This window comes from Roseiarcus fermentans, assembly GCF_003315135.1.
Classification (GTDB): domain Bacteria; phylum Pseudomonadota; class Alphaproteobacteria; order Rhizobiales; family Beijerinckiaceae; genus Roseiarcus; species Roseiarcus fermentans.
On the sequence record NZ_QNRK01000017.1, the window covers coordinates 91,852 to 107,829 of the forward strand.

General features: G+C 69.9%; 15 protein-coding genes. 1 reads left to right on the forward strand and 14 read right to left on the reverse strand.

The features are described 5' to 3' along the window. Nucleotides 1–1,278 precede the first annotated feature (1,278 nt). From DFR50_RS16085 to ku, 14 genes are all read right to left on the reverse strand, one after another. The gene (locus tag DFR50_RS16085) at nt 1,279–1,839 is read right to left on the reverse strand and encodes an acetate uptake transporter (RefSeq protein WP_113890290.1); all 561 of its coding nucleotides are present in this window, start codon (nt 1,837–1,839) and stop codon (nt 1,279–1,281) included. A gap of 545 nt (nt 1,840–2,384) precedes the next feature. Further along, complete coding sequence (locus tag DFR50_RS16090) at nt 2,385–3,329, reverse strand: isopenicillin N synthase family dioxygenase (RefSeq protein WP_113890291.1); 945 nt, start codon at nt 3,327–3,329, stop codon at nt 2,385–2,387. Between the two features lie 14 nt (nt 3,330–3,343). Next, on the reverse strand, nt 3,344–4,801 hold the full coding sequence (locus DFR50_RS16095) for an amidohydrolase family protein (protein WP_113890292.1): 1,458 nt from the start codon (nt 4,799–4,801) through the stop codon (nt 3,344–3,346). Continuing rightward, nucleotides 4,798–5,184 carry an oxalurate catabolism protein HpxZ gene (gene hpxZ, locus DFR50_RS16100; RefSeq protein ID WP_113890293.1) on the reverse strand — a complete coding sequence of 129 codons (387 nt, stop codon included), beginning with the start codon at nt 5,182–5,184 and terminating at the stop codon, nt 4,798–4,800. The genes DFR50_RS16095 and hpxZ overlap by 4 nt, the downstream gene beginning before the upstream one ends. Then, nucleotides 5,181–5,954: a 5-formyltetrahydrofolate cyclo-ligase gene (locus tag DFR50_RS16105; protein WP_113890294.1), complete on the reverse strand. Its 774-nt coding sequence runs from the start codon at nt 5,952–5,954 to the stop codon at nt 5,181–5,183. The genes hpxZ and DFR50_RS16105 overlap by 4 nt, the downstream gene beginning before the upstream one ends. Before the next feature lie 10 nt (nt 5,955–5,964). Beyond that, nucleotides 5,965–7,365: an AtzE family amidohydrolase gene (locus DFR50_RS16110; protein WP_113890295.1), complete on the reverse strand. Its 1,401-nt coding sequence runs from the start codon at nt 7,363–7,365 to the stop codon at nt 5,965–5,967. Continuing rightward, nucleotides 7,362–7,550: an AtzG-like protein gene (locus DFR50_RS16115; RefSeq protein WP_170153238.1), complete on the reverse strand. Its 189-nt coding sequence runs from the start codon at nt 7,548–7,550 to the stop codon at nt 7,362–7,364. Before DFR50_RS16115 ends, DFR50_RS16110 begins: the two co-directional genes overlap by 4 nt. Beyond that, a complete protein-coding gene (locus DFR50_RS16120) occupies nt 7,547–8,209 on the reverse strand; it encodes a cysteine hydrolase family protein (protein ID WP_113890297.1) in 663 nt (220 codons plus the stop codon). The genes DFR50_RS16115 and DFR50_RS16120 overlap by 4 nt, the downstream gene beginning before the upstream one ends. Nucleotides 8,210–8,214: 5 nt before the next feature. Then, nucleotides 8,215–9,735: an ABC transporter ATP-binding protein gene (locus DFR50_RS16125; RefSeq protein WP_210208927.1), complete on the reverse strand. Its 1,521-nt coding sequence runs from the start codon at nt 9,733–9,735 to the stop codon at nt 8,215–8,217. Then, nucleotides 9,732–10,409: a biuret amidohydrolase gene (gene biuH / locus DFR50_RS16130; protein ID WP_113890298.1), complete on the reverse strand. Its 678-nt coding sequence runs from the start codon at nt 10,407–10,409 to the stop codon at nt 9,732–9,734. Before biuH ends, DFR50_RS16125 begins: the two co-directional genes overlap by 4 nt. Before the next feature lie 27 nt (nt 10,410–10,436). Further along, nucleotides 10,437–11,354, reverse strand: coding sequence for an ABC transporter permease (locus DFR50_RS16135; RefSeq protein ID WP_113890299.1), 918 nt, complete (start codon nt 11,352–11,354; stop codon nt 10,437–10,439). Next, nucleotides 11,351–12,493 (reverse strand): ABC transporter permease, encoded by a 1,143-nt coding sequence (locus DFR50_RS16140; RefSeq protein WP_113890300.1) that lies wholly within the window; start codon nt 12,491–12,493, stop codon nt 11,351–11,353. Before DFR50_RS16140 ends, DFR50_RS16135 begins: the two co-directional genes overlap by 4 nt. A 25-nt stretch (nt 12,494–12,518) precedes the next feature. Continuing rightward, nucleotides 12,519–13,634, reverse strand: coding sequence for a BMP family ABC transporter substrate-binding protein (locus DFR50_RS16145; protein WP_113890301.1), 1,116 nt, complete (start codon nt 13,632–13,634; stop codon nt 12,519–12,521). 239 nt (nt 13,635–13,873) lie between these two features. Beyond that, a complete protein-coding gene (ku, locus tag DFR50_RS16150; RefSeq protein ID WP_113890302.1) occupies nt 13,874–14,809 on the reverse strand; it encodes a non-homologous end joining protein Ku in 936 nt (311 codons plus the stop codon). Between the two features lie 75 nt (nt 14,810–14,884). Here ku and DFR50_RS16155 point away from each other — a divergent pair, with 75 nt between their 5' ends. Next, the gene (locus DFR50_RS16155) at nt 14,885–15,967 is read left to right on the forward strand and encodes a tetratricopeptide repeat protein (RefSeq protein ID WP_147262784.1); all 1,083 of its coding nucleotides are present in this window, start codon (nt 14,885–14,887) and stop codon (nt 15,965–15,967) included. The last annotated feature ends 11 nt before the right edge of the window (nt 15,968–15,978 follow it).

Genomic DNA, 15,978 nt, shown 5'->3' on the forward strand with positions numbered 1-15,978 from the left:
AGCCCGAGGGCGACGCGGCGGTCCACGGCGCGCAGCGGCAGCCCGGCGGCCCCTGGATCGCCACGCTTCGCTCGCGATGACGCGGCGCCCGCCTTTGCCGAGGCGGGCGGCGGGGCGACGACGCTTTCCACCGTCGCCGCGAGGCGCCGCAGGACGACGCGGCGGTCCACGGGCCGCCTGACGTCGGAGAGCGACGCCGCCGCGCAGTCGGCCGACCTTCGATATTCCGGGCGCAGATTCCACCTTATCAAGGGGATACGGCGGAATTTGCGGGCGACTGGTAACTCCCAACCCCGTCATTGCGAGGAGCAAAGCGACGAAGCAACCCATGCCGCCGCTTGCCTCCTGCGGAAGAAATTGCTCGCAAGGAAGGGCGGCTGGACGACCAGAGGGCGCGACAGCGGCCCAGCGGCCCTGGATCGCTTCGCTTCGCTCGCGATGACGGCGCTGTTGGCCACCGGCTTAGGAGTTACGGCGACTGTATCTCCCAAGGTGGACGCCGAAGAACGCCGTCATCGCGAGCGAAGCGAAGCGACCCAGGGGCCGCTGGGCTGCTGTTGCGGCTCGTGGACCGCCACGCGGTCCCTCGAGCTTCGTTGCGAGCAGAAGACGGAGCAATCCTTGCAAAATGGACGCAAACTGCGTCGTGGATCGCTTCGTCGCTTTGCTCCTCGCAATGACGGGGTTGGGAGTTACGGGCGACTGCAACCGCCGACCCGGGCGCGGCGGCGCCGCTCTGCGCCGTCCTCGCGAGGAGCCCGAAGGGCGACGCGGCGATCCACGGCGCGCAACGGCAGCCCAGCGGCCCCTGAATCGCCACGCTTCGCTCGCGATGACGACGGTGTGCGGCGCCCGCCTTTGCCGAGGCGGGCGGGGCGATGTCGCTCGCGGCATCGCATGGGCCCGAGCGGCGACGCGGCGATCCAGAGGGCGCAACAGCAACCCAGCGGCCCCTGGGTCGCTTCGCTCCGCTCGCGATGACGGGCGCGCGGGCGGGCGGCGCAGTCCGGACATGGGCGGCCTCGGTTCCGTTCTGGGAACAAATATAGAACGTACTGGCGAGGCGAGCAAGGAATTGTCGCGTGCGAAGGCCGTCTCGAAGGCGCGCGGCGTTGCACGCCCTGAGGCGGTGGGGCGAGGGCGCGGAACGCCCGCTTTCGGCGGGGCGAACCCTCCCCCCGGGTCATGGGTGGCCGCTTCGCGGCCTGTCCTCTCCCGCAAGGGGAGAGGAGGATCGCCGACTGCCGACTGCCGACTGCCGGCCTCCGCCCTCGGTCGTCAGGCGGCGTACGGGCCGACCGGGAGAACCTCCCGGCCGAAGTCGCCGTTGATGATTTCCGCCGCAGACAGATAGGCCGCGAGCGCCGCGGTCACGAGCCCCAGGTAGCCGCCCGCCGTGTGGAGAATGGGCATGCCGAGCAGGTCTGCGCCCGCCAGCAAGAGGAAGGTGATCCACAGAGCCAGGAACGTCAGCTGCAGCGCCGTGTTGTGGCGGAACGTCGCGATCCACATGTAGAAGCTGAAGACGCCCCAGACCAGCAGCCACCAGCCGACGAACGACGCCGGCGCGCCGCCGCCGAGAATCTTGGCGTAGGTCGCGAACGATATCCAGAACGCGCCGTAGGCCAGGAACGCGACGCCCGGGAACGTGTTTCCACGCGCGAATGCGATGATTCCGGCGATCGCCTGCACCGCGCCGCCGAACACCAGCGCCATGGCCAGGACCATCGTGATGCCCTTTTCATCGGCCAGACCCGAATTGACCATGCTGAGAAGCCAGGTCGTCGACGCGAATGCGAACAACCCGAGCGGCGCAGGGTTTCCAAGCTTTACGTCCATTTTTTCCTCCCCGGCGCCCAAGCGACGCACGGCGCCGACTATCAGGCCTGGCGCGCGAACGTCCATTGGCCATGAGGATTACGCACTGTTGCCGAGGCCGGCCGGCGATCTGCGCGGGTTTTGCACAGATCGGTCATTCCCAAGGCGCGCCAAGGCTTGGCGGTTACAAAGTGACGTATCTCCCAAGCCGGGCGGACGAGCGGCGATCGCGGCGCAACGGGAGGGCGCCCCTCTCACGCCCCGGGCGGCGGGACGCCGCCCCTCCCAGCGCGCGCCCGGTCCGGCTCCTCGCAGACAGCCCCTGGCGGTTACGATCGGTCGCCATCCTTGCGACAACGCATTGACCACACGGGGTTTCGCCCGCGCAGGAATCAGGGAGCGCGACCATGACCCCCGTCGCCGCCGCCGCCGGGACGTTCCGTCTCGGCGACTGCGCCGTCGACCGCATGCGATGCGACGCAATGGCTCGGCCCGGGCGTGTTCGACCCGCCGAAGGGTCGCCGAGGCATTTGGTCGCGCCCGGCTCGATGCGATCGGACCGGACGTCAGCCCTCCGTGGGCTCCATCGGTCTGCTGCCGTCGAGTCGGAGCTTGAGGTGGTCGGCGGCGAGGATAGGCGGATATTTTGCCCCGCCCTGGCCGACGCAGGACGGAATCGCCGCCACCTCGGCCTCCGGATCCGGGTCGAAGAAGAAGGCGATCGAGAAGCGCTCGCGCGGGCTCGCGTTGACGACCCGGTGCGGCGTCGAGACATAGATGTCGTTGGTCCAGCGCATCAGGCAGTCGCCGATGTTGACGACGAAGGCGCCGGGGCGCGGCGGGGCGTCGATCCAGCGCCCGTCGCGACGGCGCGCCTGCAGGCCGCCGACGTCGTCGGTGGCGAGCAGGGTGATGTTGCCGTAATCGGTATGCTCGCCGGCGCCGGCCGCGTCTTCGGCCGCGGCCGGGTAGCGCAACAGCCGCAGCGTCGCCATCGGCTTCCTGAATTTGCTCGCGAAGAAGTCGAGCGGCAGGCCGAGATCGTGGGCGAAGGCGCGATGGATGCGTAACGCCAGCGCCGCGCAGGCGTCGAAATAGCCGAGCGTCGTCGCGCGAAATCCGGGAAGCGCCGGCCAGGCGTTCAGCGCCCGGAACGGCTTGCCGGCGACGAGGTCGGGATCGTCGGGCGCGAGATCGAGGCCGACGTTGAACGCCTCCTTGCGGTCCGGGCCTTGCGCCGGATCGAGCGCCTCGCGCATCAGCGCCGAATAGCCGCGGTTGCCGCCGACGACATCCATCGCGATCGTCTGCTTCGCTTCGAGCGGCAGGGCGAAGAAACGGCGCGACTGGGCGAAGGCGTCGTCGATCAAGGCGCGCGGCACGCCGTGGTTGACCGCGTAGAAGAAGCCGACGTCGCGACAGGCCGCGCCGATCGCCGCCGCCACGTCGGCGAGACCCTTCTCGCCGTCGTCGAGCGGCGCGAGATCGATGACGGGCAAGGCATCGGTCATGGCCTCGACTCCAATCAACAGCAGCCGCAGAGATCGCGGTAATGCGCGATCGCCGCGGGTTCGAGATCGCGCCAGGCGGCGAGAAAGCCGGCGCGGGTCGCGATCGTGTCGCGATAGGCCTGCCGCAGCGCTGCTTCCGCTCCGTCGAGATCGGCGCCGGTCAGTCGCCCGTCGCGCCAAACCTCGCGGCCGGCGACGATCAGCCGGTCGATATGGGCGGCGGTGGCGCGGGCGAAGACGAGGTCGATCGGCTCGACCGCCATCACGGCGTCGCGATCGAGCCGGTCGAGGTCGAGGACGAGGATGTCGGCGGGCGCGCCGACCGCGAGCCGGCCGTCGCCCGGCGCGCCGTTGGCGAAGCGCCCGTCGCGAACCACGCCCGCGAGCCAGTCGCCGCGCTCGACCACCGTCTCGAAACCCCAGCCGCCGTGCAGGAACTGGCCGAGCCGCAGTTCGCGCACAATGTCGTCGTCCTCGTCGAGGGCCGAGGCGTCGACCCCGAGCGCGACGCGGCAGCCGCGCCGGAGCGCCGCGCCGATCGGCGCGATGCCGCTCGACAGATGCAAATTGGAGCTCGGATTGGTGGCGATTACCGCGCCGGAGGCGGCGATCAGGTCGAGATCGGCGTCGCGCGCGTAGACGCAATGGGCGAGCGTCAGGCGCGGCGACAGCAGGCCCAGCGTCTTCAGCCGCGCGACCACGCCTTCCGGATAGGCGGCGTCGGCGAAGGCGCGCTGATAGCGCGTTTCGAGGCAATGCATATGCACGCGCCGGCCAGTGGCGCGCGACCGGTCGGCGATCGCAGCGATCAGCCCGTCCGAGCACCATTGCGGCCCGCTGGGACCGAATTGCACCGAGAAGGTCGGGCTCTCGACCGCCGCCGCGATCGCTTCGACCCGGGCGATCTGCGCCTCGCCGCCCGGCATCGGGGTGAGGAAGGCGGCGGCGACGGCCGCGCGGGCCGCGTCCGGCAGCGCCGCGAGCAGCGCGGACTCGTCGCCGTAGACCAGCGGGTTGCGGTCGCGCATGAAGACGGCGAGGGTGACGCGGACGCCGACGTCGCGTGCGGCGCGCGCGATCTCCCGAGCCTCGTCGACCGGCGACATGGGTTCGGGGAGACCGGGTCCGTGGAAGCGGGTGTAATGCGCCATGACGGAGCCCGCGCCGCCGCGCGCGGCGCGCCCGAAGGCGGCGAGCGCTGCGCGATAGGGGTCGGCCGGCGGCATCGCCGCCAGCCGCATCAGCCAGGTCTCCAGCGGCTTCGCCGCCGCGCCGAACGAGGTCGGTGACAACGCGCGGCAATGGTCGTGGGCGTTGACCAGCGCCGGCAGAGCGAGACGCCGCCGAACCGGCGCGCCCGCCGCCGGTTCGATCGCCGCGATCCGGCCGTCCGCGATGACGATGTCGACGGCCGGCCCGGCCGGCGCGCCGTCGGTCGGCAGCAGCGTGACGCCTTCGAGCCGGGCGCTCATGCCGGTTCGTCGATCACGCTGACGTGCGCCGCGACGATTTTCCAGCCCTCGGGAAAGCGCGCCCAGGTCTGCATCTGCCGCCCGACTTTTCCGGGCGCGCCGTCGCGCCGGAACAGCGTCGCGGCGACGGCGAAGTCGCGGCCATAGGTCACGATCCGGGTCTTCTCCAGTCGGCGGCCGAGTCCGGCCGGCGATCGGGCGGCGCGAAAGGCCCTGATCGCCTCGTAGCCGTAGAGGTTTTCGGCCGCGCCGTAGCGAATCGCGGCTTCGCTGGCCAGGAAGAAGGCGTCGAGGGCGGCGACGTCGTTGGCGGTCAGCGCCCGCTCGTAATCTGCGAACGCCGCCGCGACCTCGGCGCGGGCCTCCGGATCGTCGAGGGTCATGGGCCCCGTTTCCGTTCGAGCGAAGCGCGCAGATCGGCCAGGAAGGGAATGTCGGAAAACTGGTCGGGCCTCACCCTGTCCCAGGCGACGCCCGCCGGCTGGCGGAAAGGCGTGTGGGTCTCGATCAGCTCCAGCTCGGTCGCGATGATTGTCAGCGCGGAATCATGGCCCTCCATCACCACCTCGGACTCGTCGATCACCTGCGACGAATGGACGGTGGTGGCGATCGGCGTCGAGTCGTCGACGAGGCCGAGTTCGCGGAAAATTCCCTGCTCGAGGTCGGCGAAGCCCGCGCCCTTGCCGACCCGCCCGCCCCGCCGGGTGACGCCGACGCAGCCGACGACGCAGAGATCGAGCTTCGGCATGTCCTCGAAGCGCACCGGCTCGCCGTAGGCCATGAAGCCCTGCGCGGTCGCGGCGGTCTCGAAGTCGACGTGATCGGCGGCGAGTTTTTCCGGGTCGATGCGCAGATAGGGGAAGCGTTCGCTGAGATAAGGCACGGGCGCGAACAGGAGCTTGCCGTCGTAGAGCGCCCGGAGCCGCACCGGGATCTGCGGCGGATCGGGGTTGCACTTGACGACGCGCGCCCGCTTCCAGGCGTCGAGGTCGGCGAGGCGCTTGGCGGCCGCATCGGCGCCGACGAAGTTCGGGATGCGGTCGAAGGTCGGCCCGACATTGACCCCGGCGGCGACCAGCCGTTCCCAGACGCGGTTGCGCGCCGCGGTCTTGATCGGGTTGCGCTGCGCCCAGCGCGAGTCCTCGCCGGTCATGCCCGAGGCCTCACGGGACATGCGCCACGGGGGCCGAGACGACGCCGTCGCGCTCGAGCGCCCTGGCCACGCGCAACGCCAGATCCTCGCGCCACGGCGGCGCGATCACCTGCACCCCGATCGGCAACCGCTCGCCCGCCGTCCAGACCGGAACGGCGACCACCGGCAGGCCGATGAACGAGATCGGCTGGGTGAACAGGCCGATGTTCGGCCGCAGCAGGAGTTCCTCGCCGTCGAGCGTGAACGTCCTCTGGCCGAGCTTCGGGGCGCGCACCGGCGTCGCGGGCGCGAGCAGAATGTCGACGTCCCTGAACAGGTCGAGCGCCTGCGTGTGAAAGATCCGGCGGAATTTCTGCGCCTGCGCCACCCAGGCGCCCGGCAACATCGCGCCCGCGATCAGCCGGTCGCGGACGTCCGGGTCGAAGTCTTGCGCCCGCGTCCGCAGGCGCCCGAGATGCAGCGCCGCGCCCTCGGCCATGGTGATGAGGTAGGCCGCGGCGCGCGCCTTCGCGGCGCCGGCGAGTTCGACCGTTCGCGTCGCGTTGAGCGCCGCCGCGACCCGATCGACCGCCTCGAACGCGCAGGGATCGCCGGAGCGGGCGAACCAGCCGCCGAGTTTGGCGATCCTGAGGTCGCCGATCCCGTCGTGCAGGGTGAGCGCGGACGGCATCGGCGCGACGTCGGCCTGCGCCGGATCGTCGCTGTCGCGGCCGAGCATCGCGTCGTAGGCGAGGGCGAGGTCGGTGACGGAGCGCGCGAACGGCCCGAGATGGTCGAGGCTGGCGACGAACGGGAACGTGCGCGCCCGCGACAGGCGGCCGTAGGTCGGCTTGAGGCCGAACGTCCCGCAGAACGAACTCGGAACCCGGATCGAGCCGTTGGTGTCGGACCCGAGCGCGATCGGCACGAGGCCGCCGGCGACCGCGGCGCCGGAGCCGCCCGACGACCCCCCCGCCATGTGCGCGAGGTCGTGCGGATTGCGCGACGGTCCGTCGTGGGCGTTCTCGCCGGTGAAGTCATAGGCGTATTCGCCCATGTTGAGCGCGCCGACGAGAACGGCGCCGGCGGCTTCCAGCTTGGCGACGAGCGTCGCGTCGGCCGCCGCCGGGGGCAGGTCGCGATTGATCTTCGAGCCGGCGCGGGTCGCCAGGCCCTTCACGTCGAACAGGTTCTTGACCGCGAACGGCGCGCCGGCGAGCGGTCCGACCCGCTCGCCGCGGGCGCGCGCCGCGTCGATCGCCGCCGCTTTGGCGAGCGCGCGCCGTGCGACGATGTCGGTGAAGGCGCCGTAGGCGTCGTCGCGCGCCTCGATGCGCCCGAGCGCGGCTTCGGTCACTTCGACCGCGCTCGCGAAGCCGCCCTCGACCGCCGCCGCGATGCCCTGGGCCGACCCGTCGAGGAGCGGCGTCATGGCCGGTACACCGGCGCGGGTTCGTCTTCGTCGCCGATCCCGGCGGACAGCAGCAGTTCGGCCTGCTGCGCCGCGATCGACAGATGAACGATCGCCTGCGCCCGCGATTCCGCGGTCAGCGGGATTCCGAGGAGCGGCGCAGCGGCGTCCGCCAGCGCGCCGGGGTCAAAGGGAGGGGCCATCATGCGATCGCACTCCGAAAAGCCGCGAGCGGCGTCGTCCATCCTACGATGGCGCCTTGTGCGCGGATCATCTCGAGAGTCGCGGCCTTGAAGGCCGGAAAGTAGCTCGCCGTCGCATCCTCGATCAGCAGGCATTCGTAGCCGCGATCGTTGGCCTCGCGCATCGAGGTCTGCACGCAAACCTCGGTGGTGACGCCGGCGAACACGAGGTGGGTGACGCCGCGCTCGCGCAGGATGTCGCCGACGGCGGTCGCGTAGAACATGCCCTTGCCGGGCTTGTCGACGACGAACTCGCCGGGCGCGGGCGCGCAGGCCTCGACGATCGCCGCGCCCGGCTCGCCGCGCACCAGAATGCGCCCCATCGGCCCCATGTCGCCGATGCGCAGCGACGGCAAACCGCGGGCGAGCTTGGCCGGCGGGCAATCGGACAGGTCCGGCGCGTGGCTCTCGCGGGTGTGCAGGATCGGCCAGCCCTTGTCGCGGAAGGTCGCGATCAGCGCCGCGACTGTGGGCACGATCTCGACCACCGGCGCGAGATCGTTGCCGAGCGTCTCGCCGAACCCGCCGGGCTCGAGAAAGTCGCGCTGCATGTCGATCACCACGAGCGCCGTGCGCGCCGGATCGAAGCGGTAGGCGAAGGGTTGAGCCGGAACTTCGATCATCGCGCTCAATGTCCGGCCATGTGGCGGCCGATCGTGGTCCGGTCCGCCCCGGCCGCGTCGGTGAGGTAGGCGACCTTGCCGCCCGACATGACGGCGATGCGGTCGGACAGTTCGAGAATCTCGTCGAGGTCCTCGGAGACGAGCAGCACGGCCGCGCCGCGGTTGCGCTGCTCCATGATCTGGGCGCGGATGTCGGCGACGGAGGCGAAGTCGAGGCCGAAGCAGGGATTGGCGACGATCAGCACGTCGACGTCGCCGGACAGTTCGCGCGCCAGGATCGCGCGCTGCACGTTGCCGCCGGAGAGGTCGCGGATCGGCGTCTCGGTCGAGGGCGTCTTGACGTTGTAGCGGGCGATCAACTCGCGCGCCTCGGCGCGGATCGGTTCGCGCGACATCCAGAAGCCGAGCCGCGCCATCGGAACCTTGTCGAACTTGCGGAAGGCCATGTTCTCGGCGACCGACATGTTGGGGACCGAGGCGTTCTTCAGCGGCTCCTCGGGCAGACCGAACACCTTGAAGCGGTCGAAATGGTCGCGCGTCGGCTCGAAATTCTGGTCGTGGATCAGCACCTGGCCGAGCTTGATCGGCCGCTGGCCGGAAAGCGCCTCGACCAGCTCGCTCTGGCCGTTGCCCGACACGCCCGCGATGCCGACGATTTCGCCGGCCTTGACCTTGATGTCGAAGCCGTTGACCGAGTCGCGTCCCTCGTCGTTGGCGGCGAACAGGCCCGCGACCTCGAGCGTGACCCCGTTCTTCGGCGCCTTGGCTCGCGCCGCGGACGGACGGACGACGGCGTCGCCGATCATCATCGCCGCCATCTCGCGCGTCGAGACCGCGCCGACCTTGCCGCCGCCGACCCGCTGGCCGCGCCGCAGCACGGTGAAGTCGTCGCAGAACGCCTCGACCTCGCGAAACTTGTGGCTGATCATCGCGACCGTGATCTCGCCGCGATGCGCCATCTCGCGCAGGAGGCCGAGAATCTCGTCCGCCTCGCCCGGCGTCAGCACCGAGGTCGGCTCGTCGAGAATCAGGAAACGCTGGTCGAGATAGAGCAGCTTCAGGATTTCGAGCTTCTGCTTCTCGCCCGCCGCGAGGCCGGAGACCGGCCGATCGAGCGGCACGCGGAACGGCATGCGCTCGAGGAAGGCCTCCAGCGCCTTGCGCTCCTTGCGCCAGTCGATGAAGGCCGGCGCGTCGGCGCGGCTGACGACGAGGTTTTCCGCCGCGGTCAAAGCCGGAACCAGGGTGAAGTGCTGGTACACCATGCCGACGCCGAGCGCCTGCGCGTCGCGCGGATTGCGCACCGCGACCTCCGCGCCGTCGATCAGGAGCTTGCCTCTGTCGGGCGTGTAGAAGCCCATGATGCACTTGACCAGCGTCGACTTGCCGGCGCCGTTCTCGCCGAGCAGGGCATGGAACGAGCCCGCCGGAACGGACACCGACACGTCCTGCAGCGCCTTGAGGGCGCCGAAGTGCTTGCTCATGCCGACGGTTTCGAGCGACGGCCCACGCGCGGGATGACTCATGGCAGCGCCTCGATGAAGGCCTTCGAATTGGCGACCGCGCCGAACACGCCGCCCTGCATCGTCACCATCTTGAGCGCGGCGGCGTGGTTGCCGGGGTCGGTCGCGCCGCAGCAATCTTCGAGGATGAGGCATTCGAAGCCACGGTCGTTGGCTTCGCGCATCGTGGTGTGGACGCAGACGTCGGTGGTGATGCCGGTCAGCACCAGATTGTCGATGCCGCGCGTGCGCAGGATCAGCTCGAGGTCGGTGGCGCAGAACGAGCCCTTGCCGGGCTTGTCGATGATCGGCTCGCCGGGCAGCGGCTTCAGCTCCTCGATGATCTCCCAGCCGGGCTCGCCGCGGATCAGGATCTTTCCGCAGGGGCCCGGGTCGCCGATGCCCGCGCCGATCCGCTGCGAGCGCCAGCGCTTGTTGGGCGGAAGGTCGGCGAGGTCGGGCCGGTGGCCTTCGCGGGTGTGGATGACGGTGTAGCCCTTGGCGCGCAGCGCCGCGAGCAGCGCCTTGATGGGGCCGATCGGCGCCCGGGTGAGCGCCAGGTCGTAGCCCATGGCGTCGACATAGCCGCCCTCGCCGCAGAAATCGGTCTGCATGTCGATGACGATGACGGCCGTGTTGGCGGGGCGCCAGTCGCCGTTCCAGGGCCACGGGTAGGGATTGGCGGCGAGGGTCGGCAAAGAGAACGCTCCCCTAATTTTCCAGGCTCACTTCGCCATCGACAGTTCGCCCGGCATGTCGCGCGCCGAGTGCGTGGCGCTCGAGGTCGCGATCATGATGATGAGCGTCAAAATGTAGGGCGCGGCGTTGAAGAAGTAGTAGCCCTGGGTGACGCCGATCGATTGCAGCGACGGCCCGATCGCGCCGGCGGCGCCGAACAGCAGCGCGGCGTAGACGCAGCGCACCGGGCTCCAGCGAGCGAAGATGACCAGCGCGACCGCCATCAGGCCCTGGCCCGACGACAGGCCCTGGTTCCAGGAGCCGGGATAGGAGAGCGAAAGGAACGCGCCGCCGACGCCGGCCAGGAAGCCGCCGACCGTCGTCGTCAGCAAGCGCACGAGGTTGACCGAGATGCCCATGGCGCGGGCGGCGGGCGCGCTGTCGCCGACGGTGCGCACGACGAGCCCCCAGCGCGTGTTGCGCAAGGCCCAGGCGAGAACCAGCGCGACGACGATGCCGACGAAGAACAGCGGATTGACCTGCAGCGCGCTCTTGAGGTTCACGTTGTCGCTCCAGAATCCGAGCGGGATCGAATCGAGCCGCGGCGCCGTCGGCTGGATGTACGGCTTGCCGAAGAAGAAGGCGAGGCCGACGCCGAACAGCATCATGGCGATGCCGACCGCGACGTCGTTGACCTTGGGCAGGCCGCAGATCGAGCCGTGCATCGCGCCGAGCGCCGAGCCCGCGACGCCGGCCGCGAGCACGCCGAGCCAGGGCGAGCCGGTGTGATAGGAAGCGGCGTAGGCGACCATGGCGCCCATCACCAGCGTGCCCTCGAGGCCGAGATTCACCCGCCCCGACTTTTCGGTCAGACATTCGCCGAGCGCGACGAACATGAAGGGCGTCGAGACGCGGATGGCGCCGCCCAGCATGGCGATGAGAACCGTAAGGATGGCGTCGCTCATGGGCGATCCCTCGCAGCCGGCGGCTTGAAGATCGAGAAGCGGCCGTAAAGAGTCTCGGACGTCAGCAGCACGACGAAAATCAGGCCTTCGAGCACCTGAACCGTCGCGTCGGGGAGCCCCATGCGCCGCTGGATCAGGCCGCCGGCGGCGACGATGCCGCCGAACAGGATCGCGACCGGCGGAATGACCAGCGGATTGTGGCGGGCGAGGAAGGACACCAGAATGCCGGTGAAGCCGTAGCCCGCCGCCAGCGAAGCGTTGGCGCGCCCCTGGATCGCCGCGACCTCGAAGAAGCCGGCGAGCCCGGCGCAGGCGCCGGCGATGCACGAGCAGGCGACGATCAGCTTGCCGACCGGCAGGCCCTGCGCCAGCGCGGCCCGGTAGTTTCCGCCGGTGACCCGGGCGGCGAAGCCGAAGGTCGTGCGCTCGAGCAGGAGGTAGAGGAGGATGCACAGAAGGATGCCGAAAGCGAAGCCCCAATGGACGTCGGTCCCGGGGATCTTGCCCACCATGTAGGCGTCGCCGAGCGGCCTGGTGGACGGCTTGTTGGGATTGGAGAGATCGCGCAGCGCCCCTTCGACGAAGAAGTTCATGATGGCGATGCCGATGTAGGTCAGCAGCAGCGACGAGATCGTCTCGTTCACCCCGCGGGCGTAGCGCAGGAATCCGGCGACGCCGACCCAGAAGCCGCCGACGATCATCGCCATCGCCGCCATCAGCGGCAGCGCGACGAGCGGCGGCAGGACGCCGATCATGGGGATGGCGAGCACGGCGGCGGCGAAGCCGCCGAGCACCAGCGCGCCCTCGCCGCCGATCATGATCAGCCCGATGCGGGCGGGGATGGCGACGGCGAGCGCGGTCAGGATCAGCGGCGCCGAGCGCTGCAGCGTGTTCTGGAACGAGAAGGCGGTGCCGAAGCCGCCGCGCCAGATATAGGACACGAAATCGACCGGCGACTTGCCGATCGCGAGCAGGAACAGCGCAAACAGCGCCGCGGCGATCGCAATCGCGAGCAGGGGGATGGCGACATATTCCGAATTGACGCGCAGTCGCAGCGCCCAATCGGAACGCGCCGCCTCCGGCCCGACCGGCTGGGTCAGGTCCGAGGCGGACTTTGCGGTCGCTGGCGCGTCCGACATGGGACTTTGCTCCGTCTCGCCGGCGTCAGGTGGTCGACCCGCTCACGCCTTCGAGCAGGTAGTCCATCTTGTCGAGGAACGGATCGAGGTTGCCGTAGGTCTTGTCGATCACGACCTTGCCCTTGTTGTCCTTGAGCGGACCGACGTAGATCGGCTTGCCGGCCTTCAGCCCCTCGATCGCGGCGAGGGCCGCCTTCTGCGCCTCCGGCGTCGCCGCCGCGCCGAACGGCGTGTTGCGGACGAAGTCGACCTCGTAGCCGCCGGCGAGAAAATTCGGCGGAGTCTTTCCCGCTGCTATGTCTGCGGCGTAACCCTTGTAGATCGTTTCCCACTTGTATTCGGCGCCGGTGATGAAGCCCTTGGGCGCGAGCGGGGCCTGGCTGGCGTTGTGGCCGCAGCTCATCACGCCGCGCTTCTCCGCCGTCTCGATCACCACCTTGGGCCCGTCGACGTGGCAGGTGATGACGTCGCAGCCGGCGTCGACCAGGGCGTTGGCGGCTTCGGCCTCGCGCACCGGCATCGACCAGTCGCCGGTGAAGATCACCTGCACGGTCGCCTTGGGATTGGTCGAGCGCGCGCCGAGCAGCACCGAATTGATGTTCGACAGCACGCTGGCGATGGGCTTCGCCGCGACGAAGCCGATCTTGTTGGTCTTGGTGCAAAGACCCGCGGCGACGCCGTCCACGTAATGGGCCTGATTGAGATAGCCGAAGTAGGAGCCGGCGTTCTTCGGGTCCTTGTCCTTGTTCCACAACGGGGCGGCGTGGCGGAACTGCACGTCGGGATATTTCTTGGCGAGGTCGACGACGAACGGCGTGTAGTAACCGAACGAGGTGGCGAGGATCAGGGCCGCCCCGTCGAGGTTGATCATCGATTCCATCGACTTCGAGACGGCGTCGGTCTCGGGCACGTTTTCTTCCTCGACGACCTTGACGCCCGGCACCTCCTTCAGCGCCTTGATCGCGACCGCATGCGCCTGATTCCAGCCGAAATCGTCGCGCGCGCCGACGTAGACCACGCCGACCGTCAGGTCCTGGGCGGCGAACGCCCGGCCCAGCGCGCCGAGGTTCAGCGTCGCGCCCGCGAGCCCCAGCGCGGTCGTCCTGATCAGCGTGCGGCGAGAGATTTCCGGTCCCGACATCCTGGCGTCCTTTGCTCGTTTCCGACGCGAATGCCGCGCCATTCCCCGGGGACAGGCGGTCGCAAGGAGCGTGCCGCGAGGCGCGGCCGATTGTCGCAGTTTTTTTCGCAGGCCGCGCCGTTCAGCCGCCCCGTTTTCTGGGCGCCGTGCCTTAATGTTGAGCGGAAAGCCTCCGCTCGCGGAGGCGCGGTTGGTCGCTCAGCGGCGTCGGCGAGCCGCCGCGGACGGCGCCCTCTCGGTCACTTGGCCTTTCGCGACCGCGTCCCGGCGGCGGCCTTCGGCGCGGCCTTGGCCGGCGCCGCCTCGCCCCGCGTCTTCGACGCGGCCTTCGGCTTCGAAGCGGCCGCCGCAGGCGCGTCCGCGGGCTTCGTCTCGCCCTTCGTCGCCGGTTCGGCGGCGCCGACCGCCGCGATGCTCTTGCGCAGGGCGTCCATGATGTTGACGACATTGCTCGGCCGCGGCTGCTCCGACGGCCTCGCCGGCAGCCCCGCCTGCTTCGAGCGGATCAGTTCGACGACGGCGTCCTCGTAGCGGTCGTTGAATTCGGCCGGGTCGAAATGCCCCGCCTTCCTTTCGATGATGACGTGCGCGAGGTCCTTCATCTCCTCGGGGAGCTTCAGCTCCGGAATGTCCTCGAAGTAGGTGTCCTCGCTGCGCACTTCGGACGCGTAGCGCAGAACGGTGCCGAGCAGGCCCTTGCCGAGCGGCTCCAGCAGGATGACGCGCTCGCGCCGGGCCATCACGACCCTGCCGAGCCCGACCACCTTCTCGTCCCGCATCGCGTCGCGAATGATCGAGAACGCCTCTTCCGCCACCCGCTCGCCGGGCGCGATGTAATAGGGCGCGTCGAGGTATCTCGGGTCGATCTCGGCGCGGGGCACGAATTTTTCGATCTCGACCGTGTGGTTGCTCTCGATCTGGATCTTGTCGAGTTCGTCGTCCTCGACCAGCACCCAGGTGTCGGCGGCGACCGGATAGCCCTTCGCCTGATCGTCGTTCTCGACCACGTCGCCCGTCACCGCGTCGACGAACTGCCGCTTCACCTTGTTGCCGGTCTTGCGGTTGAGGGTGTTGAACGCCACCCGCGACGACGAGCTCGACGCCGGATAGAGGTTGACCGCGCAGGACACGAGAGAAAGCTTCAGGTAGCCTTTCCAGCTCGCTCGGGGGGCCATGACGGATGAACTCCACGCAAATCGACGCTGTGGTTAAGGCGTTAACCTGACAACGAAGCCGATCTTTACGACACTATGACTTCATCAGCTGAAAGAGTCTACATATACGGCCGGCTTCGGGGGCTCACCCGGCGGCGACTCGAGGCGTTGACGGCGGCGGCGGGTCTGGCGCTGACGCGCGCAAGCGCGGCGGCGGACGCCATCGTCGTCTGCCACGCCCCGTCCGCCCGCGTCCTCTGCGACGATGGCGAGCTTCGGCTCGGCTTGCGCCTGAAGCCCGGGGCGCGCCTGGCCTCCGAGGGCGCGTTCCGGCGCCGGCTGGGGCTCGAAGCGGCGCCGGCGCCGGGCGGTCCCTATTCCGAGGATCAGATGATCCGCCACGCCGGCCTCAGCCGCGCGCAACTGGGCGCGCTCGCGCTGTTCGACGTGGTCGCGCCGGTCGACGGCCGCTACGCCTACGCCGACCTCGTCGCGGCGCGCGCGGTCGGCCAGCTCCTGTCTTCCGGCGCCAGGCTCCAGAGGATCGTCGCCGCCGCGCTCGAACTCGAGCGGCGCGGGGAAAGGCTGTCGAGCGTCCGTCTCGCCGAAGCGCCGTGGGGCGCCGTCCTCCAGGTCGTCGAGGGCGCGTTGGCCGACATGGACGGCCAGCTTCTCCTGCCGCTTGAAGGGTCGGACCTCGACGCCGACGGCGCCTTCGCCCTCGCCGAGGCGGCGGAACGCGAGGGCGATCTCGCGTCCGCGCGGCGGTGGTACGAGCTCGCGGTTCGCCTCGACCCGACCGATCCCATCCTCCCCTTCAATCTCGGCAACGTCCTCGACGAACTGGGCCTCGCGCGGGAGGCGGAGTTCGCCTACCGGCGCGCGATCGCGAGGGCGACGGACATGGCGGACGCCTGGTTCAACCTCGGCGTCCTTCAGGAGAAGACCGGGCGGGAGGCCGAGGCGCTCGGGAGCTACGAACGCGCCTTCGCAATCGATCCGACCTACGCCGACGCGCTCCACAATGCCGCGCTCCTGCATATGCGGAGCGGACGGTTCACGGCGGCTGCCGGCCTTCTCGAGCAGATCGGCGCGGCGTCGCCGGCGGACGCGACCGAGATCCGGCGCCTCGCCCATCTCTGCCGGGTGGCGGCCACCAACGACGGTCGGCCGGGGTGAACCCGTCGGCG